Annotated in this window: 21 protein-coding genes; all 21 read left to right on the plus strand. The window is 41.0% G+C overall.

All coding sequences use genetic code 11. The features are described from left to right. The first annotated feature begins 3 nt into the window (after positions 1-3). The 21 genes from fliH to AC27JL_RS02980 all read left to right on the plus strand — a co-directional run bounded on the left by fliH (position 4) and on the right by AC27JL_RS02980 (position 21,172). Positions 4-810, plus strand: coding sequence for a flagellar assembly protein FliH (gene fliH / locus AC27JL_RS02880; RefSeq protein ID WP_487194762.1), 807 nt, complete (start codon positions 4-6; stop codon positions 808-810). A gap of 18 nt (positions 811-828) precedes the next feature. After that, complete coding sequence (gene fliI, locus AC27JL_RS02885; RefSeq protein WP_006792739.1) at positions 829-2,163, plus strand: flagellar protein export ATPase FliI; 1,335 nt, start codon at positions 829-831, stop codon at positions 2,161-2,163. Continuing rightward, the gene (gene fliJ, locus AC27JL_RS02890) at positions 2,163-2,609 is read left to right on the plus strand and encodes a flagellar export protein FliJ (protein WP_006792740.1); all 447 of its coding nucleotides are present in this window, start codon (positions 2,163-2,165) and stop codon (positions 2,607-2,609) included. The genes fliI and fliJ overlap by 1 nt, the downstream gene beginning before the upstream one ends. 95 nt (positions 2,610-2,704) lie before the next feature. After that, complete coding sequence (locus tag AC27JL_RS02895; RefSeq protein ID WP_487194853.1) at positions 2,705-4,996, plus strand: flagellar hook-length control protein FliK; 2,292 nt, start codon at positions 2,705-2,707, stop codon at positions 4,994-4,996. 57 nt (positions 4,997-5,053) lie between these two features. Beyond that, positions 5,054-5,581, plus strand: coding sequence for a flagellar basal body-associated protein FliL (gene fliL, locus AC27JL_RS02900; RefSeq protein WP_008132626.1), 528 nt, complete (start codon positions 5,054-5,056; stop codon positions 5,579-5,581). 9 nt (positions 5,582-5,590) lie between these two features. Next, positions 5,591-6,682, plus strand: a complete 1,092-nt coding sequence (gene fliM / locus AC27JL_RS02905; protein WP_010555915.1) for a flagellar motor switch protein FliM — start codon at positions 5,591-5,593, stop codon at positions 6,680-6,682. Between the two features lie 20 nt (positions 6,683-6,702). After that, the gene (gene fliN, locus AC27JL_RS02910; RefSeq protein ID WP_006792745.1) at positions 6,703-7,101 is read left to right on the plus strand and encodes a flagellar motor switch protein FliN; all 399 of its coding nucleotides are present in this window, start codon (positions 6,703-6,705) and stop codon (positions 7,099-7,101) included. Then, positions 7,098-7,481 carry a flagellar biosynthetic protein FliO gene (gene fliO, locus AC27JL_RS02915; RefSeq protein WP_006792746.1) on the plus strand — a complete coding sequence of 128 codons (384 nt, stop codon included), beginning with the start codon at positions 7,098-7,100 and terminating at the stop codon, positions 7,479-7,481. Before fliN ends, fliO begins: the two co-directional genes overlap by 4 nt. A 4-nt stretch (positions 7,482-7,485) precedes the next feature. Further along, the gene (gene fliP / locus AC27JL_RS02920; protein ID WP_006792747.1) at positions 7,486-8,226 is read left to right on the plus strand and encodes a flagellar type III secretion system pore protein FliP; all 741 of its coding nucleotides are present in this window, start codon (positions 7,486-7,488) and stop codon (positions 8,224-8,226) included. A gap of 40 nt (positions 8,227-8,266) precedes the next feature. After that, on the plus strand, positions 8,267-8,536 hold the full coding sequence (locus AC27JL_RS02925) for a flagellar biosynthetic protein FliQ (RefSeq protein ID WP_006792748.1): 270 nt from the start codon (positions 8,267-8,269) through the stop codon (positions 8,534-8,536). Positions 8,537-8,539: 3 nt separating this feature from the next. Next, positions 8,540-9,319 carry a flagellar biosynthetic protein FliR gene (gene fliR, locus AC27JL_RS02930; protein ID WP_006792749.1) on the plus strand — a complete coding sequence of 260 codons (780 nt, stop codon included), beginning with the start codon at positions 8,540-8,542 and terminating at the stop codon, positions 9,317-9,319. 9 nt (positions 9,320-9,328) lie between these two features. Next, a complete protein-coding gene (gene flhB / locus AC27JL_RS02935; protein WP_010555918.1) occupies positions 9,329-10,459 on the plus strand; it encodes a flagellar biosynthesis protein FlhB in 1,131 nt (376 codons plus the stop codon). Positions 10,460-10,532: 73 nt separating this feature from the next. Continuing rightward, positions 10,533-12,641, plus strand: coding sequence for a flagellar biosynthesis protein FlhA (gene flhA, locus AC27JL_RS02940; RefSeq protein WP_058550993.1), 2,109 nt, complete (start codon positions 10,533-10,535; stop codon positions 12,639-12,641). Positions 12,642-12,661: 20 nt separating this feature from the next. After that, on the plus strand, positions 12,662-14,137 hold the full coding sequence (flhF, locus tag AC27JL_RS02945; protein ID WP_487194763.1) for a flagellar biosynthesis GTPase FlhF: 1,476 nt from the start codon (positions 12,662-12,664) through the stop codon (positions 14,135-14,137). Next, entirely contained in the window at positions 14,130-14,990 is an 861-nt protein-coding gene (locus AC27JL_RS02950) for a MinD/ParA family ATP-binding protein (RefSeq protein ID WP_006792753.1), read from the plus strand. Before flhF ends, AC27JL_RS02950 begins: the two co-directional genes overlap by 8 nt. Before the next feature lie 26 nt (positions 14,991-15,016). Further along, the gene (locus AC27JL_RS02955) at positions 15,017-15,727 is read left to right on the plus strand and encodes an RNA polymerase sigma factor FliA (RefSeq protein ID WP_008132612.1); all 711 of its coding nucleotides are present in this window, start codon (positions 15,017-15,019) and stop codon (positions 15,725-15,727) included. Between the two features lie 39 nt (positions 15,728-15,766). After that, complete coding sequence (gene cheY / locus AC27JL_RS02960) at positions 15,767-16,150, plus strand: chemotaxis response regulator CheY (RefSeq protein ID WP_008132609.1); 384 nt, start codon at positions 15,767-15,769, stop codon at positions 16,148-16,150. Between the two features lie 18 nt (positions 16,151-16,168). Beyond that, a complete protein-coding gene (locus AC27JL_RS02965; protein WP_006792756.1) occupies positions 16,169-16,936 on the plus strand; it encodes a protein phosphatase CheZ in 768 nt (255 codons plus the stop codon). 15 nt (positions 16,937-16,951) lie between these two features. Continuing rightward, entirely contained in the window at positions 16,952-19,201 is a 2,250-nt protein-coding gene (locus AC27JL_RS02970) for a chemotaxis protein CheA (protein WP_487194765.1), read from the plus strand. Positions 19,202-19,260: 59 nt separating this feature from the next. Continuing rightward, positions 19,261-20,415: a protein-glutamate methylesterase/protein-glutamine glutaminase gene (locus AC27JL_RS02975; RefSeq protein ID WP_138740369.1), complete on the plus strand. Its 1,155-nt coding sequence runs from the start codon at positions 19,261-19,263 to the stop codon at positions 20,413-20,415. After that, positions 20,408-21,172 (plus strand): flagellar motor protein, encoded by a 765-nt coding sequence (locus tag AC27JL_RS02980; protein WP_243532973.1) that lies wholly within the window; start codon positions 20,408-20,410, stop codon positions 21,170-21,172. Before AC27JL_RS02975 ends, AC27JL_RS02980 begins: the two co-directional genes overlap by 8 nt. Position 21,173: the final 1 nt, after the last annotated feature.

A 21,173-nucleotide genomic window follows, 5' to 3' on the forward strand; every position in this document is an offset into this window, starting at 1 on the left:
GCCATGAGCAAACTCAAAGGGCGTCCACTTCGAGCTGAAGAAGCTGATGAATTATTAAAACATTGGGCTATTCCCGATGTAGCACCTAACGAAAAAAGCTTTGGTAACCGCTCAACAGCCTATGGCACCCCATTGGGCGAGCTTTATAAAAAAGAGCTTGCCGAAGAAATGCCCGCTGATGAACCCGAAGAGCCCGAGCTGCCAAAGCTTACTATGGTTGAGCTTGAACGCATTAGACAAGATGCTTATGAAGAAGGCCTTAAACAAGGTCATGAACAAGGCTACATTGACGGCTTTGAAAAAGGCGTTAGTGAGGGAAATGAAGCTGGTTATAAAGAAGGGGTAGAGCTCGGTAAAACTCAAGGCCAAGAAGATATAAAACCGATTATTGAAGAGCAACTAATTAGTCTTAAAGGTATTTTAGAAGCACTTAATTCACCGCTAAAAAAAGTGGATGAACAAGCCGAGTTGCAACTTATTCAATTAGCTAGCATGTTGGCTGAAGCAGTTATATACCAAGAAGTACAAACATCGGCAGATGTTATTTTACATACATTAAAACACAGTATTGATTCGTTAAATGCGCAACAAGAAAAAGTCAAAGTGCATCTAAACCCAACCGATCTAGAGGTTATAAAAGATAGCTATGGCGAGCAAACTATAGCAGACAATAACTGGCAATTAGTTCCCGAACCCACGCTTGAAAGAGGTGGATGTGAGGTGAAAACCGCGCAATCTTCGCTCGATATGACGTTAAAAACACGCGTCAAAGAAACGTTGGATAGTTTTTTGCATAATAGTAATATCTAAATATTTTTTAGGCGTACTATGTCTGTGCAAATTGCTTCTTTGAGCGAACGCTTGTCGCAATATCAACAAAACATTAAGCCCTACACACCTGCAGTAGCGGGTATATTAACGCGTGTTGTTGGCCTTACATTAGAGGCAAAAGGTCTGAGGGCACCTGTTGGTAGTCAATGTAAAATCGAAACCATGAACGGTTTTGTTGACGCAGAAATTGTTGGTTTTAACGACCAAACCTTATATTTAATGCCTAATGATCATATTTCTGGCGTACTGCCAGGTGCCCGAGTAATACCCCAAGTAAATAATTTGGGGTTACCTGTAGGAATGAGCCTACTAGGGCGTGTAGTTGATGGCTTAGGGCGTCCACTCGACGGACTTGGTAAAATAAACGCTGAACATTATTTAAAGTTTGCTCAAAATACGATTAACCCTTTAGCCAGACGTCCGATCAGCCAGCCAATGGACGTTGGGGTGCGGGCTATTAATTCAGTGATCACCGTAGGGCAAGGTCAGCGTATGGGCTTATTTGCAGGCTCTGGTGTAGGTAAGTCTGTACTGCTAGGAATGATGACTAGGGGCAGCGAAGCCGATGTCATTGTAGTTGGTTTGGTTGGTGAACGTGGTCGTGAGGTCAAAGAGTTTATTGAAGAAATTCTTGGAGAAGAAGGGCGTAAACGTTCTGTTGTTGTTGCAGCACCCGCCGATTCATCGCCATTAATGCGTTTAAAAGGTTGTGAAAGTGCAGTGACCATTGCCGAATATTTTAGAGACCAAGGTTTAAATGTGTTACTGCTACTCGATTCAGTAACTCGCTACGCAATGGCTCAGCGTGAAATTGCTTTAGCAGTTGGAGAACCACCGGCAACAAAAGGATACCCACCATCGGTTTTTGCAAAACTACCAGCCTTAGTTGAACGAGCTGGTAATGGGGGGGAAGGGCAAGGTGCTATAACAGCCTTTTTCACCGTCTTAAGTGAAGGCGATGATATGCAAGACCCAATTGCAGACGCTGCACGCGCCATACTAGACGGCCATATTGTACTTTCTCGTGAGTTAGCCGACAGCGGCCATTATCCAGCAATAGATATCGAAAAATCTATATCACGTGTTATGCCCCAAGTGGTTTCAGAGCCTCATATGCAACAAGCGCGAGTACTTAAACAAGTGTATTCAATGTACCAACAAAATAAAGACATGATCACATTAGGCGCCTATCAAAAGGGCACTGATCCCATGCTCGACCAAGCAATAAATATGATGCCAAGAGTAAACGGGTTTTTACAGCAAGGTATGCGTGATGTGATAAGTTATGACGATGGGCTGCAAGGGCTAGCCCAATTATTAGGTCAAGGGTAATGGCTAAAAACAAATTTGACTTGCTGCTAAAACTTGAAAGCGACAAAGAAGAAAGTTTACGTATGAGTTATTTGCAAGCTAATCAAAACCTGCAAGCAAACCAGCAAAAACTTCAAGGCTTAAATGACTTTAGGCTTGAATACTCTCAACAGTTACATTTAAAAGGTCAATCAGGTTTATCAAGCGCTGGTTTTGGGCAGTATCATGCGTTTATAGCAAAAATTGAAGAGGCTATTCGGCAACAAGCAAGTACTGTAAATACGGCAAAGCAAGTTGTTTCACAGCGAAAAACGTTGTGGTTAAAACAGCAAATAAAGGCTAAAGCGGTGGCTAAATTGATTGAAAATCAAAAAATAAAAGCAGCAGCTGTGGTAGCTAAAAACGAGCAAAAAATGCTGGATGAGTTCACATCTAATCAATTTTTTCAGCGTCGCAAGCTTTCTTAAGTTAGGCACGTTTATTGCTTTATTAATGGGTGGTATTTAATTTTGGGCAATGTGCGGTGACATGTTGCCGTAACCGTATTAGGTGACTTATGGCGATGAATGATATTTCTGTTTCAATTTCGGCTGATAAAGAGTCTTTTTTAGCATTTAAAGACAGTAGCTTAGCTGATTCTGCCGATGAATCAGGTACTGAATTTTTTACTCAGTTGCAAGATGCTCACACTACATTTGAGCCAATAAAAAAAGAGATTAATAAGCCTGAAACAGATACTTTATCTGCCGCCTCAGCAGATTCCTCATCAGTTACTAATGAAAAATTAAACAGTGATTCAGATGATGAAGACATTGCCCAAATAAATTTGTCTGGAAGCGATATTCTGGAGCAGATCAATTCATCTCAACTAATGAACACTGAGGTTACAAAGCCAAGTGAAAAAGCAAAAGATATAAACCTTGCAGATACATCAACAAATAAAACACCGCTTGTTATTGCTGATTTAAAAGAGAAACTGCCGGTTAAAGGCTATGTTGCTGTGCCAGTAAAAGATTTACCTGTTAAAGATGAAGTAGGTAAAATAATAAGACCACATGCACCACTTACTGATAACAACACAAGCGGTGTGGCAAGTTTAGTAAATGATGAAGATATTAATGACTCGTCAAATTCACAAAGACAAAATAAAACGTCTCTTGCTCAGGCTGTTGAAGCAGAACTAAATATAAAATCGGATAAAGTTAAACACCCTGCAGAAGCGCAAAGTATAACTCAGGGCTTTGATACAAAGGATAATGGAGCAGATACTAACAAAGGCATTTTTACGGATAAAATAACAGCTTCACAAAGTTCAGTACTCTCTGACGTGAGTGTCAATTCTGATCAGACTATTTTAAAAACGGATGTTGATAAAATAGTTACTACTCAAAGCACAGTAGAGAATAGCGGTAAAGTTAACGCCAATACTTTAGCTCAAAATACCATAGCTAAAAATACAGTTGCGGAACCAGCAGAAAATACGCTCACAGCAACTTCACCCAACTCAAACATAACTGAAACTGAAAAAGCAGACGCGATAAATGCACTCATTGCTAAAGATGTAAATGCATTTAAAACAGATAAAGTATTAGCAAGCCTAACGCCTGAGCAGCTAACAAAATTACAGACTGAAATTAAACCAGTAATGCTTGACGCATCAAGCAAAGCTGAAAAATTGACGGTTTTAAAGCAAATGCTTACCCAATTCATAACAGATAATAAACAGACACAAAGCACTGACGTTAAGTCGTCAGCCAGTGAGCAGTTTAATACGCTTTCAGGGACCGAAAAGCAGGCATTACTGACTCAATTAAATGCCTTTATTAAAGCCGAGCAACCAAAAGGTGAACAGTTAGCAGCTATTAAGCAAGCGATTGGTGAGCTAAAAGTGTTGGTTGCGAAAGATGCGAATCAATCATCAGACACTAAATTTACGATATCGCAAAAAGCTGTAAATGACTCACAAAAATTGCCGCAAACAAATGAATCTCAAATAGACAAAGTGGTTACCTTACCGGTAAAAGGTGAAGAGATAACAAAACCAGTTACTTTTGTAGCTTCACAAACACCAAATACGGTAAACAGACCACAAAAAGTGAGTGTGAAATCAGGCTCTGAAAATAGCGCTGATCCAACTAAATTAGCAGCACAGCCTACTGGTGATGAAGAACTTACAAAAGCGCTTGAGCAATTGCAAAAAGAGGGGCTAAAAAATACTACGGCTGAGCAGTCACCCGCTAAAGTTATGCAGGTGTTTAACCATATAACTAATGCTTTAAATACAACCCAAACCAGTGCCCAAAGCTATTATGATTCGGTTGATTATGAAATGGGCTTGTTGGATCAACAAGCTATTCAAAATCAGCAGTTACAAAGTACAGCACAGACAAAGCAGGTAAGTATTGATCCTGGTATGATGCAGGCGATTAATATAATTAAAAGTGACGCGGCCAAGTTACTACAAGAGCGCGTTAGTTCAATGCTAAGCATTAATAACAAAGAGGCTGAAATTCGTCTGGATCCACCTGAGATGGGCAGCATGCAAATACGAGTTCGTAGCGATGCAGAACAAGCACAAATTAACTTTGTGGTACAAAACCAACAGGCCAAAGAAGCACTCGAACAATCTATGCCTCGCTTACGCGAAATGTTAGCACAACAGGGTTTGGAACTTGGTGAAAGCACTATTTCATATGGCCAATCAGGTGGTGAAAATGCTGAGCAAAATGAATCGGGGGCGGGTGAGCAATTAGCCAAAAATGGAGCAGCAAATAGTGAAAGTGATGAGCCATCAAATAGCCCAGAACAAACTTCTGAGCAACAAACATCATCATCAATAGATTACTATGCCTAACTACTGCTATTATAATAACTAAAACAAGCAAATACCTTTGCGATATAAGGAATCATGATGGCTGAAGAAACAAGTTTAGAAATAGAAGAAGCGCCAAAAAGTAAAAAAAAGCTGATAATTATTATTGCAGCAGTACTGCTCGTTGTAGGTGGTGCTGCGGGGTTCTTTTTAATGTCGGGCTCGGATGAGCCTGTTGAAACATTAGATGAAGAAACGACCCTTTCAGAAGAAGCGCCAGAAGCTTCTGGGTCATCTGCAGAAATAGGCAGTGCACTTTATGTTGCGATGCCAAGACCTTTTGTTTTTAACGTTCCGGGCTCGAGCCGAGATAGAATTGTACAAATTAAAGTACAACTTTTGGTACGTGGTGAGGTAAATGAAGAAACAGCTAAAAAGCATATTCCGCTGATTGAAGGTAAGTTACTCAGTGTATTTTCGACCACTACTGCTGACGAGCTTAGTACCAGTGCAGGTAAAGAAACACTGCGTTTTACTGCGCTAGAGACAGTGCAAACTGCCTTAAATGACGTTGAAGGCAGCAAAGTAATTGAGCGGGTATTATTTACCGGCTTTGTAATGCAATAAGGGGTTAGCGTGAGCGACTTATTATCCCAAGACGAAATTGATGCGCTATTACATGGTGTTGATGACGTTGAAGAGGAAGATATAAACGATGGTGAAGATGGCGGGGGAAGTACGCTTCAGTACGATTTTTCTTCGCAAGATCGAATCGTACGTGGTCGCATGCCGACGCTGGAAATTGTTAATGAGCGTTTTGCTCGCCATATGCGAATTAGCCTATTTAATATGATGCGCCGCACAGCGGAAGTGTCTATTAATGGCGTTCAAATGATAAAGTTTGGTGAGTATGTTCACACTTTATTTGTACCAACAAGCTTAAATATGGTGCGTTTCAGACCTTTAAAGGGTACCGGCCTGATCACCATGGAAGCACGGTTAGTATTCATTTTGGTGGATAACTTTTTTGGCGGTGATGGCCGTTACCATGCAAAAATTGAAGGCCGTGAATTTACCCCAACAGAGCGCCGAATTGTGCAAATGTTGCTAAAAATAATCTTTGAAGATTATAAAGAGGCATGGGCACCGGTAATGGACGTGTCGTTTGAGTACCTCGATTCAGAGGTAAACCCCGCAATGGCTAATATTGTAAGCCCGACTGAAGTTGTGGTTATTAGCTCTTTTCATATTGAACTCGATGGTGGCGGCGGTGATTTTCATATTGCCTTGCCATATTCAATGCTCGAACCAATAAGGGAACTTTTGGATGCGGGTGTTCAGTCAGATACTGAAGATACCGACTTGCGTTGGAGTAAGGCATTACGAGATGAAATAATGGATGTTGAGGTTGACATGTCAACTCAGCTTTTAGAAGTTGACTTAACACTTCAACAAATAATGGAGCTTAAAGCAGGTGATATTATTCCTGTTGAAATGCCAGAGCATATAACTGTATTTGTAGAAGAGCTACCCACGTTTAGAGCTAAAATGGGCCGCTCTCGTGATAATGTTGCGTTGCAAATTAGCGAAAAAATTAAACGTCCTGATTCAGTTAAATCTGAGCTGCATGTATTTACCAAAGGCGGCAAGAAAATTGACTCAGATGCAGAGTTAGCAGAATTAGAAGAAGATTTACACCTTTCAGACGGTGTAGACTTAGACTGGTAATTGATTAAAAGGTTAAACGTATGAGCGATGATCAAGACACAATGGACGAATGGGCAGCCGCACTTGCTGAGGCTGAAGGCGGCGATGATGCTGGCGAAGCGCAAGTTGCCGAACTTGATGAATTAAGTGATGAAAAAAGCGAAATAACAGGCGAAGAAAAGCGCAAGCTCGATACAATTTTAGACATCCCAGTGACTATATCGATGGAAGTTGGACGCTCAAAAATTAATATTCGTAATTTGCTACAACTTAACCAAGGCTCTGTAGTTGAGCTTGATCGTGTTGCTGGTGAGCCATTAGATGTATTGGTTAATGGTACCTTAATTGCTCACGGTGAAGTGGTGGTGGTAAATGACAAGTTTGGTATTCGTCTAACGGATGTTATCAGCCAAGTAGAGCGGATCAAAAAGTTACGATGAGTGCCTTTTTTGCGCTAACAGCGTCTGTATTTACAAAAACAGAGTCAGTTACGCCTACGGGCGATTTAATTTCTATGGTGCTTTCGCTTATTGTGGTGCTAGTGCTCATTGTTGTTCTGGCTATTTTTGTAAAAAAACTTAATCCTAATTTGGCAAACAGTGATGAATTTAAAGTGGTTCGAAGTCTTCCCTTAGGCTCACGCGAACGCTTAATGGTGGTAGAAATTGATAATGCGCAGCATTTATTAGGCGTCACGCCGCACAGTATTAATTACCTTCATAAATTAGAATCACCACTGAGTGAAAAAGAAATCCCAGAACTTGCTAAGCAATTTAGTAAACTGTTAAACCCCAAATCGAAACAAAATAAAAAGAACTAAACCTATGACTAAGTGGCTGCTAATTATTTTTGCCATTGTGTTTGTTCCAAGCGTAAGCGCTGAAGGTATTGATGCGCTTACTATCACAACAAACGCAGATGGCACACAAGATTACTCGGTGACATTGCAAGTTTTAGCCATTATGACGGCGCTGAGTTTTATTCCGGCAGCCATAATCATGATGACGTCTTTTACACGTATCATTGTTGTACTCGCAATTTTACGCCAAGCAATTGGTTTGCAGCAAACACCCTCTAATCAAGTACTGTTGGGCATGTCTTTATTTTTAAGTATTTTTATCATGGCGCCTATTTATCAAAAGGTTAATGACGTAGCCATAGAGCCTTATTTAAATGAGCAAGTTACGTCTGTACAAGCGTTGGAGCTTGCAAAAGAGCCAATGAAAGCATTTATGCTCTCGCAGGTTCGTTTAAAAGACTTAGAAACATTTGCCAAAATAGCAGGCTACGACAAGCTAGAGTCACCTGAAGAAACTCCGCTTATAGTTCTTATACCCGCATTTGTAACAAGCGAACTGCAAACTGCGTTCATCATAGGATTCATGTTTTTTATACCTTTTTTAATCGTCGACTTAGTTGTTGCGTCTGTACTCATGGCTATGGGTATGATGATGCTCTCCCCTATGATTGTCTCCTTACCCTTTAAAATAATGCTGTTTGTACTTGTTGATGGCTGGAGCTTAGTGATGGGAACCCTCGCCAAAAGCTTTGGTTTAGGAACATAGTATGTATTTTTTGAATGTAACTGAAAGATAGGATTACAGCATGGAACCAGAAATTTTTGTTGATATTCTTAGCGATGCACTGTTTTTAGTTATTAAATTAGTATCGGCTATTGTTGTTCCAGGTTTAATTATTGGCCTAGTGGTGGCGGTGTTTCAAGCGGCTACGTCTATCAATGAACAAACGTTGAGTTTTTTACCGCGTTTGCTAATTACTATAAGTGCATTAATTGTTGGTGGTCACTGGTTTACACAAGAACTTATGGACTTTTTTACCCGGTTGGTGTTGCTCATTCCCGAAATTGCAGGTTAGCAAGTGGAGTACCCGTTTTCAGTTGTCATTCAATGGTTGAGCGACTTTTTACTACCTTTGGTACGTATTAGTTCTATGATTATGATAATGGCGGGATTAGGCGCTAAAAATGTGCCAACACGTATAAAGCTGGGTTTATCAGTGGTCGTGACTCTTTTGGTTGTGCCTGTTCTTCCTCCAGCTACATTTACTAACTTGTTTTCGTTTGAAATGATTTTAGTGGTCATACAGCAAATGCTTATTGGAATAGCGATTGGCTTTGCTTCTACCTTGTTACTCAATACCTTCGTTTTGGCAGGTCAGATACTTGCTATGCAAACCGGTTTAGGTTTTGCCTCTGTCATTGACCCCTCAAATGGGGCCAGCGTTCCGGCTGTTGGTCAGTTTTTTCTTATTTTAGCAACACTATTATTTTTTGTATTCAATGGCCATTTAATGATGATACAGATGGTTGTACATAGTTTTGAAGTACTGCCAATTGATGGTAATTGGTGGTCAGTAGATCATTACTGGGATATTGTAACGTGGGGCGGTTGGATGTTTACAACGGCTTTAGTGCTCTCACTTGCACCATTGACGGCAATGCTAGTTATTAATATTTCATTTGGTATTATGACCCGTGCGGCGCCTCAGCTAAATATTTTTGCTATTGGTTTTCCATTCACCCTTGTTGCAGGGCTTGTCATTATTTGGGCAACACTAGGCAACTTCATCCTGCAATTTGAATTTCAGTGGCTTAAAATGATCGAACTAATGTGTACCTTAGTTGGTTGTTCACCTTAGGAGTGTGTTATGGCTGAAGATTCAGGTCAAGAAAAAACAGAAGAACCCACAGGGAAAAAAATAGAAGAGTCTAAAAAGAAAGGGCAGGTTGCTCGTTCAAAAGAATTAGGCACTATGTTTGTTCTTATATTTTCAGCTATTTCATTGTTAATGTACGGCCCTGAAATTGGTAAGGGGTTATACAATATTATGGGCAGAATGCTCAGCCTTAATCGAAATGAAACCTACGATACCACTAAAATGTTTGCGGTTTGGTCCAGTGTTGCCGACGCGCTTATTTTTCCTATGGCTATGTTTGTATTCATTATTTTATTTGCGGGCATTATAGGTAATACTTTACTAGGTGGCTTTAATTTTAGTTGGCAAGCAGCCGCTCCTAAAGCAAGTAAAATGTCTCCATTTAAAGGCTTTAAACGCATGTTTGGCCCACAAGCTGCGGTAGAGCTTACTAAAGCTATTTTAAAGTTTTTAGTGGTCGCAAGTTTTGCCTTTTTTTTAATTAATACCTTTTTTGACGAAATATTACACTTAAGCATTGAGTCTGCACCTAATAATATTATCCATGCGCTCGAAATCCTCTCGTGGATGTTTTTGGCATTGTCGTGCACATTGGTAATTATTGCAGCAATCGATGCCCCGTATCAAAGTCATACTCACCATAAGCAGTTAAAAATGACACTGCAAGAAGTAAAAGATGAGTACAAAAACTCTGAAGGTGACCCTCAAATAAAAGCGCGTATTAGGCAAACTCAGAGACAAATGTCTCAAAAAAGAATGATGCAAGACGTGCCCGATGCCGATGTAGTTGTTACCAACCCAACGCATTATTCTGTTGCTCTTAAATACGACACTGAGCGAGCCGGAGCACCTATAGTGCTTGCTAAAGGCGTGGATGAACTGGCTATGCAAATTCGAAAAGTGGCAAACGGTAATGATGTACCCATTGTTGAGTCGCCAATGCTTACTCGAGCGCTTTATCATACCGCAGAAGTAGGAGAACAAATTCCTGATCAACTGTTTACTGCCGTTGCACAGGTGCTAGCTTATGTTTTTCAGCTAAAACGCTTCAATAAAGGTCGCGGAAAACGCCCGACTAAGCTTAATAAAAAGCTCCCCATTCCTGATGCCTACAGGTATTAATATTACCCCTTTATTAACTTGGAATAGTTATTGCTACTTCTACGTAGTGTCAATTTTTTGAAATTGTAGAATTATGAGTTTTAAAGCGGTATTACAACAACTTAATGCAGATAAAAAAGAATATGCAAAGGGCGTAGGTACGCCTTTGCTTGTGCTTGCAGCTTTGGGAATGGTCATTTTACCGTTACCGCCATTTTTACTTGATATCCTTTTTTCATTCAATATTGCGTTAGCGTTGGTGGTTCTACTCGTCACCGTTTACACCATGAAACCCGTTGAGTTTGGTATGTTTCCGGCCGTGTTGCTTATCGCCACAATTATGCGTTTAGCACTTAACGTAGCCAGTACACGTGTTGTATTGTTAGAGGGACATAATGGTGGAGATGCTGCGGGGAAGGTAATAGAAGCCTTTGGCTCTGTTGTTATTGGCGGTAATTATGCTGTTGGTTTAGTGGTGTTTTTAATTCTGATTATTATTAACTTTGTAGTAATCACAAAAGGTGCAGGGCGTATTTCTGAGGTATCTGCACGTTTTACACTTGATGCAATGCCTGGTAAACAAATGGCAATTGATGCTGATTTAAACGCTGGGTTTATTAGTGCCGAGCAAGCGCGGGATCGCCGAGAAGAAGTAACCCGCGAGGCCGATTTTTATGGTTCAATGGATGGTGCAAGTAAGTTTGTAAAAGGTGATGCTATTGCTGGTATCGTCATTTTAATTATCAACATTGTTGGTGGTTTATTTGTTGGCATGATCCAGCACGATTTAAGTTTTGGCCAAGCTATGGAAGTTTACACACTGCTTACGATTGGTGATGGCCTAGTGGCTCAGCTTCCCTCACTGTTACTATCGATTGGTACAGCGATTGTAGTAACACGCCAAAACGAGTCACTCAATATGGGCGACCAGTTTAAGAAACAACTTGGCAACGAGAAGTCATTATTTATAGCCTCTGGCATCTTAATTACCATGGGCTTAGTACCGGGCATGCCTCATTTAGCATTTTTAAGCCTAGGCGCATTATTAGGTTATTTAGCTTATTACACTCAACAAAGTAAACTTAAAGTCGCTGCAGCAGAGGCTGAAGCTGCTGCAAATGGAGCTGCTGGTACGGGCGTTGCCAATAAACAAGAACAAAAAGAACTGGGTTGGGATGATGTTCAGCAAGTAGATGTAATTGGATTAGAGGTAGGGTACAGGTTAATTCCTTTGGTTGACCAATCTCAAGGCGGAGAACTACTAAATCGTATTAAGGGAGTACGTAAAAAGCTTTCTCAAGAGCTGGGCTTTTTAGTCCCACCCGTACACATTCGCGATAACTTAGAGCTTGACCCTAATGCATACAGAATTACGCTTATGGGGGTATCTACAGGTGAAGGTGAACTCAAGCATGGTGATGAACTGGCGATAAACCCTGGTCAAGTATTTGGGCCAATTAAAGGGGTTGAAACTAAAGACCCTGCTTTTGGACTTGATGCGGTATGGATAAAACCAGATCAAAAAGACGAAGCACAATCGCTAGGTTATACCGTGGTAGATTCAGCCACAGTTGTGGCTACACATATTAGCCAGTTACTCACAAACAGTGCAGCACTGCTGTTAGGCCACGAGGAAGTACAGAACTTATTAGATATGTTAGGTAAAAGTCACCCTCGCTTAGTTGAAGGTTTAGTTCCTGACGTATTACCGTTAACTGTGATTGTAAAAGTACTACAAAACTTACTTAATGAAGGGGTTGCAATTCGCGACATGCGTTCAATTGTACAAACGCTTGTTGAGTATGGGCCACGTAGCCAAGACCCTGATGTGCTAACGGCTGCAGTACGTATTTCATTACGTCGATTAATCGTTCAAGACGCTGTAGGCATGTCTTCAGAAATCCCTGTCATAACCTTGGCGCCTGAGTTGGAACAGATGTTGCATCAGTCACTACAAAATGCAGGCGACGAAGGTGCCGGTATAGAGCCAGGACTTGCAGAGCGACTTCAAGTGTCACTAAATGAAGCGCATCAAAATCAAGAAATGTCCGGTGAACCTTCAATATTGCTAACGTCGGGAATGTTACGCACTGTGTTATCTCGTTTTGTTAAGTACACCATCCCAGGTTTAAGGGTGATGTCTTATCAAGAGGTACCAGATGAAAGACAGATCAAGATAGTCAGCTCTGTTGGCCAACAATAAGATTTTAAAGGGGTTGAATCATGAAAATAAAACGTTTTTTTGCTAAAGATATGCGCACAGTACTTAAAGAAGTTAAAGACGAATTAGGTGTTGATGCGGTTATTATGTCAAATAAAAAACTAGCTAACGGTGTAGAAATTGTAGCAGCAGTAGATTATGACAAAGCAGCCCCTAAAAAAGAGCAGGCACTTAGCGCTCCAGCACAAAGCTCAATAAAAACACAGCCAGTGCATAATTTTGTAAAACCAGAGCCTCTTCGCGCTAAACCAGAGCCACAAGCGAAAGTAGCCGATAGTCTTCAGGCATTATTAGAGCGTCAAGCCCCACGCCCTCGTTCTGCAGAATTGGCTTCTATGTTTTCTCAATCAGGTATTGATACTACAGACAACTACCAAGAGCCAGTTCAAGAGCAGCGTCCTCGTCCTATATTCACTAATGAACGTCAAGCTTCAGCGCGTCCGCAAACACAAGCAGACAGCCTTGGATTTGATGATTTAGAAAGTGGTTTTGATGATCTTGACAGTCCAGTGACACCTCGCCAAGAAACTAAGCATACTGAAAGTGAGCAAATTTCGTCAATGCGTGACGAAATGAATGCCATTCGTCAATTGTTAGAACATCAAGTGTCAGGGCTTATGCAACAAGACATGGCAAGACGCGATCCTACTCGTGCATGCATGATTGATCGTTTAGTCGGTATGGGAATAGATAAAGATGTTGCTGAGCAAATGGCGTGCTTTGTACCTGACGATGTATCTCGCCAGCAAGGTTGGAAAGCACTTTTAACAATGGTTGAAGATCAGATGCAGACAACCAACAACGAGATTTTACGTCAAGGCGGTGTATACGCCTTAGTCGGCCCAACGGGTGTTGGCAAAACAACAACCGTTGCTAAATTAGCTGCGCTTGGCGCACAAAAATACGGTGCAGACAAAGTCGCTTTAATCACAACAGACACATACAGAATTGGTGCTTATGAGCAACTCGCCACTTATGGCCGAATTATAGGTTGTGGTGTAAAGCAAGTTAAAGATGCTAATGAATTAGCTGAAGTTTTATATCATTTACGAAATAAACGACTAGTATTAATTGATACTGCGGGTATGAGCCAACGCGACTTGCGCTTAACAGAGCAACTTAATACGCTAATGCGTAATCAGCGTGTTGATATTCGCAGTTATTTAGTGCTCAGCGCAACATCGCAAATACATGTGTTGCAAGAAACCGTTAGGCACTTTAAAAAAGTGCAGTTAAGTGGTTGTATATTCACCAAATTAGACGAATCTTTAAGTTTAGGTGAGATTATTAGTATAGCGATTCAAAATCGCCTTCCAATAGGGTATCTTACTAACGGTCAACGAGTACCAGAAGATATTCGAGTTGCAAATGCTGAAAAACTAGTTAAAAAGGCTGAGCAACTCTATTTAAAAAGAGCAAAAGCACAACATTCAAGGCACCAAGCAGTGGCGCCAAGCACAGTAGGGATGTATGATTAACACAGTATTAGATCAAGCAAGTGGCCTGCGCAAAATGAGTCAAAACAATAACAACGGCGTAAAAGTTATCGCTGTCACTGGCGGTAAAGGTGGAGTAGGAAAAACAAATGTTTCTCTGAATACTGCAATTGCATTAGGCCAGCAAGGTAACAGAGTGTTGGTTCTTGATGCCGATTTAGGCTTAGCAAACTGTGACGTTATGCTAGGACTACGTGTTGAACGTAACTTATCACATGTTTTATCTGGTGAATGTGAACTTGATGAAATTTTAGTTGAAGGCCCCGCAGGTATAAAGATTGTACCCGCAACATCAGGCTCTCAAAGTATGGTTGAATTGTCGCCTTCAGAGCACGCGGGACTTATACGGGCTTTTAGTGAATTAAATACAGAATTTGATATTTTAATTGTCGATACAGCCGCAGGTATTTCAGACATGGTGCTGAGTTTTTCTCGCGCGGCACAAGACGTCATGGTTGTTGTATGCGACGAGCCCACATCGATTACAGATGCTTACGCGCTCATTAAAGTGTTGAGTCGCGAGCATGGTGTATACAAATTTAAAATTGTTGCAAATATGGTCCGTAGTATGCGTGAAGGGCAAGAGTTATTTGCTAAACTTTCCAAAGTGACCGATCGTTTTTTAGATGTATCAATGGACCTGGTCGCAACGGTTCCCTACGACGAAAATATGCGCAAAGCAACGCGTCGCCAAAAAGTTATTGTAGAGCTTTTTCCTAATTCGCCGGCGGCACTTGCGTTTCAAGCGTTAGCAACAAAAGCAGTTAAATGGCCAATACCTAATCAACCATCAGGTCATCTGGAGTTTTTCATAGAGAAACTAGTAAACGGCTAATTATGACAACATTGGTGAATAAAGTTATGGGATATCAATCAGCACAAAATTTAAATGTGATTGTTGAAAAACATGCATCACTTGTCAAAAAAGTGGCATGTCATCTTATAGCGCGTTTACCAGCCAGCGTGCAGCTGGACGATTTAATACAATCAGGAATGATAGGTCTGATTGAAGCATCTAAAAGTTTTGATGCAACCAAAGGGGCTAGCTTTGAAACTTTTGCGGGGATTCGTATTCGTGGGGCAATGCTTGACGAGATGCGACGTGGCGATTGGGCACCCCGTTCAGTACATCGTAAAAGCCGTTTGGTGGCCGAAACAATTGCATTTTTAGAAAAAAGCTTAAACCGTGAGCCGACAGATATAGAAGTTGCTGAAAAACTTGAAATTTCGTTAAATGAGTACCATCATATCTTAAACGATGTAAATGCAAGTAAAGTACTCGGTATTGAAGACCTTGGTGTTGATGAAGATGCCATCAGTCCAGTGGGCCAAGATTTAGCGCTAGACAAACCGTTTAATAATGTTAAAAATGAGCGGTTTAACGAGTCTTTATTAGGTGCAATAAAATCTTTACCAGAACGTGATGCAATGGTGCTGTCTTTGTACTATAACGATGAAATGAATTTAAAAGAAATAGGGCATATACTCGATGTAAGTGAATCGCGTGTAAGTCAAATACATGGTCAGGCGATGATTAAGCTTAAAGCTAAAATCAATGACTGGATAAATTAGTAGTAAGTAAACAAGGTTAAGACCTCACTGGGGGATGTTTTGGATAAAAACATGAAAATTCTGGTTGTTGACGATTTTTCAACAATGAGACGTATTATTAAAAATCTGTTGCGTGACTTAGGTTTCACTAATGTTCAAGAAGCAGACGATGGGTCAACCGCTTTGCCGATGCTACAAAATCAAGTATTTGATTTTGTTGTTACCGATTGGAATATGCCAGGAATGCAGGGTATAGACCTACTAAGAGCAATACGTGCGGATGATAAGCTTAAACACATTCCAGTATTGATGGTAACGGCTGAAGCTAAAAAAGAACAAATTATAGCGGCAGCACAGGCAGGTGTTAATGGTTATATCGTTAAGCCATTTACTGCTGGAACACTCAAAACTAAATTAGAAAAAGTATTTGAACGTTTAGGCTAATGATAGGGGGAGAGGCTTATGTCAGCACTTGCTGCGCCTCAAATAACTTTAGAACAAGCTCGTCAGCTCGTTGTTTTTCTAGAAAACGGTGAGCAAGACAAAGCCAATCAGTTAATTTTAGATACCGCTTCTAAGGAGCAATCTGAAATATTTGCTGAGGTTGGAAAGTTAACCCGTCAATTGCATGAAGCTTTAAAAAGCTTTGAGCTAGACACTCGCTTATCTGACTTAACTACCGATGCTATTCCAGATGCAAAAAAACGGCTCAATTATGTTATAGAAATGACAGAAAATGCCGCGAATAAAACAATGGATGCAGTTGAGGCTAGCCTACCAATTGCTCAACAGTTGGCAGACGAAATATCTCATATCAAACCGACATGGGATCGCCTAATGAATCGAGAGATTGAGTTAGGGGAGTTTAAATCGTTATGCCACAGCATTGATAAGTTTATGAACAATTCTCATCATAAAACCGATGAGCTGCAAAGTTTGATGACTAATGTACTTATGGCACAAGACTATCAAGATTTAACCGGACAAGTTATTCGCCGAGTTATTGAGCTTGTTAGAGAAGTTGAAGAAAGCTTAATTCATCTTTTGACAGCCTTCGCTGATCAAAGCGAAAGTAAAGCCGAAAAAATAGAACAACAAAAAACAAATGAACCATTAGACGAACAAACTTTAGCAGGTCCAGAAGGCCCTATTATTGATAAAGAATCACGTAATGATGTTGTATCTGATCAAGATGAAGTCGATGATCTTTTATCAAGTTTGGGCTTCTAAGAGGAGAGTAACTGCATGTTTGAAGTCGATGAAGATATTTTACAAGACTTTCTTGTAGAGGCAGGAGAAATCCTAGAGCTTTTATCTGAACAGTTAGTTGAGCTGGAAAACAATCCAGAGGACACCGAATTACTCAATGCCATATTTAGAGGGTTTCACACTGTAAAAGGTGGTGCTGGGTTTTTAGCTATGACCGAGCTCGTTGACGCATGTCATGGCGCAGAGAATGTGTTCGATCTGCTTAGGCAAGGCGTACGAACGGTTAATTCGGAATTGATGGACGTAATTTTACAAGCTCTCGATACGATTAACGAGATGTTTGCCACCATTCAAAATCGTGACAAACCAGAACCCGCCGATCCCGAACTTCTTGAAACCCTTCATAAACTAGGTTTACCTCCAACAGAAGAAGAGCTTGCTGGTGACTCACCAGTTGATTCAACTGAAGAACCTCAAGCCGAGGTTATTGATGCCCCAGTTACCGAGGAAGCCTCAGGAACTGATGAAGAAGATCCGTTTGCATTTGACGAGCTATTTAGCGGTGGAACAGTTGAACAAAGCGATGATGAAACTCAGATTGACGAAATAACAGAAGATGAATTTGAAAACTTACTAGACGAATTACATGGAAAAGGTCAAAGCCCAGTATCTGAAAGCGCGTCCAGTAGTAGTGATGTCAGTGGAGACATTACAGATGATGAGTTTGACAACTTACTTGATGAACTTCATGGCGTTGGAAGCTTTGGTGCAGTTGCGGCCAGTGAGCCTGTAAAAGAGCAAACAGCAAGTAATAATTCTGCAGAAAGTTCTGCAACGCCTTCAACACATTCACCTGCAAGTGATTCTAGCGATGATGAAATTAGCGATGATGAGTTTGAAGCATTGCTTGACGAACTTCATGGATCAGGTGCCCCTAAATCAATAGAGAGCCCTGCAGCTTCAGAGCCGAAGCCCGCTGCTAAACCTGTCGCTAAGGTAAGTGAGCCTGTTAAAAAGCCTGAACCTGTGAAAGCCGCTGCGCCAAAACCAGTGCAAAAGCCTGCAGAAAAAGCAGCTCCAGCTCCAGCGCCTGCAGCTGTGAAAAAGCCTGCTCCTCCGCAAGCAGAAACAACAGTCCGAGTTGACACAAAACGCCTAGACCAAATAATGAATATGGTGGGTGAGCTTGTACTTGTTCGTAACAGATTGGTAAGTTTAGCCACTAACTCAGAAAGTGAAGCAATGGGCAAAGCCATTTCTAACTTAGATGTTGTGACGGCTGATATCCAAGGCGCAGTAATGCAAACGCGAATGCAGCCAATTAAAAAGGTATTTGGCCGCTTCCCTCGCGTTGTTCGTGACTTAGCACGAAGCTTAAATAAAGACATTAGTTTACAGCTTGTTGGTGAAGAAACTGATTTAGATAAAAACTTGGTTGAGGCACTTGCAGACCCGCTTGTTCACTTAGTTAGAAACTCAGTTGACCACGGAATAGAGATGCCAGCAGCTCGTGAAGCAGCAGGCAAACCTAGAACGGGTAATGTAACGCTTTCAGCGTCTCAAGAAGGCGACCATATCTTGTTAACTATCAAAGATGATGGTGCGGGTATGGATGCTGAAAAGCTCAAAAAAATAGCAATCAGTAAAGGCGTTTTAGATCACGACCAGGCGAGCCGTTTATCGGATACTGAAGCCTACAACTTAATATTTGCACCAGGATTTTCGACCAAAGAAGAGATCTCTGACATCTCAGGCCGTGGTGTGGGAATGGATGTTGTAAAAACTAAAATCACTCAACTTAATGGCTCAGTGAGTATTCAGTCAGAGCTAGGTGTTGGTACAATTTTAGAAATAAAAGTACCGTTAACACTTGCGATATTACCAACCTTGATGGTTGTAGTTGGCGAACAAACATTTGCATTACCATTAGCAGGTGTAAGCGAAATATTCCATTTAGATCTAACCAAAACAAATGTTGTTGATGGTCAATTAACAATTATTGTACGTAAGAAAGCGATACCGCTATTTTATCTTGAGCATTGGTTAGTTAAAGGAGCAGATCGTACTCAGCGCAAAGCGCAAGGTCATGTTGTTATTGTTCAAATAGGTACTCAGCAGGTTGGTTTTGTAGTTGATTCTTTAATAGGTCAAGAAGAAGTTGTAATTAAACCTCTTGATGCTCTTTTGCAGGGTACTCCAGGTATGGCAGGCGCAACTATTACATCAGATGGTGGAATTGCACTAATTTTAGATGTTCCAAATATGTTAAAACACTACGCTGGCTAAATCATAAAGTAGGTACACATAATATGTGTGCCTACGTATAAATTTAATAAGAGAGCTAAATGGCCGTAAAAGTTTTAGTTGTTGATGATTCGAGCTTTTTTCGTCGTAGAGTAAGCGAAATCCTTGAACAAGACAGCGACATACAAGTTATTGGTTTTGCCATTAATGGCAGAGAGGCTGTAGAAAAAACGGCTCAGCTTCGTCCTGATATGATCACGATGGATGTAGAAATGCCTGTGCTTGATGGTATCAGTGCTGTTAAAGAGATAATGGCAAGTAACCCCACGCCAATATTAATGTTTTCCTCTTTAACCCGTGCTGGCGCAACAGCAACACTTGATGCGCTTGATGCTGGAGCGATGGATTTTTTACCTAAAAAGTTTGAAGATATTGCACGTAATAATGAAGATGCGATAAAGCTCCTTCAAGCTAAAGTCAAAGAAATTGGTAATAAGCGTATTCCTAGAGCCTTTAAGCCAATAACACACCAGAAACCAGCGGCACGCTCTGTGCCTGATAAAATCAGTAATACTGCGTCTTCAATCAGGCAACCAGATAGAAGTTTTCAGCGTTCAACAACCGCATCGACATTAACAAAAACACAAAACAACGTACCAACTCGTGCAAGTGGCAAGCAATACAAGCTTGTGGCTATCGGTACATCTACTGGTGGTCCTGTTGCTTTACAAAATGTGCTTACGCAATTACCCGCTAATTTTCCGCATCCTATTTTACTTATCCAGCATATGCCTGCTGCTTTTACACCGGCATTTGCAGCTCGTTTAAATGGATTGTGCAAAATAAAAGTAAAAGAAGCACAGCAAGGTGATCGTCTTGACCCCGGAACTGCCTATTTGGCTCCTGGCGGGCAACAAATGATGGTTGAAGGTCGAGGTGGTTCTAAAACATTGCGCGTTTTTGAAGACAATAGCGAGCGAATCACTTATAAGCCCAGTGTTGACGTTACATTTGCAAGTATTGCAAAAGCTTATCAGGGAGATGTTTTAGCTATTATTTTAACCGGCATGGGGGCTGATGGTAGAGATGGCGCAAGAATGTTAAAACAAACTGGCGCCACTATTTGGGCACAAGATGAAAAAAGCTGTGTTGTTTATGGTATGCCACAAGCTGTTGCTAATGCGGGACTTTCAAGTGAGAGTTTAGCGCTTGACGATATTGCAACGCGGATAAAAAGTGAAACCGGTTGTGGATAAGCTCTCCGTACTTGGGTTAATAGTTGCACTAAGTGCAATAGCAATTGGCTATCATCTAGAAGGTGGTGTGATTGCCGCACTTTTTAATGGTCCTGCGCTTATTATAGTACTAGGTGGGACCGTAGGCGCTGTAATGCTGCAAACGTCTGCTAGTACCTTTAAAAAAATGCTTAGAATGAGTCACTGGGTATTTGTGACTCCCAATTACAATATTGATGATGCAATTGAGCAAGTTAAACGTTGGTCTCATAAAGCGAGACAAGAGGGGTATTTGGCATTAGAGGATGAGGCCCTAACACACTCAGATGTATATGCCGCAAAAGGGCTGAGTTTACTTGTTGATGGAGGCTCAGAGCAGAGGCTACGTGATACGCTTGAAATAGATTTAATGTTGGAGCGTGAGCGTTTGCTTGAAGCTGCACGTGTATACGAAGCAATGGGCGGTTATAGCCCTACCATCGGTATTTTAGGAGCTGTTCTTGGACTTATTCAGGCTATGTCTTTTATTACCGATCCACAATTGCTTGGCGCTGGAGTTGCAACAGCCTTTATTGCAACGATTTATGGTGTGGGGTTAGCTAATTTATTATTTTTGCCAATGGCACATAAGCTCAAGCAACGTGTAGAAGAAAAGATGCTTTACCACGAAATGCTTGCAGAAGGGATAATTGCAATCAGCGATGGCCAAAGCCCAATGAACATTGAGCTAAAGTTAGAAGCTTATCGTGTTGAACGGCCAAGCCTAGTGGACGCATAAA

It is taken from the genome of Pseudoalteromonas sp. 4NS20-0020, from assembly GCF_057554385.1.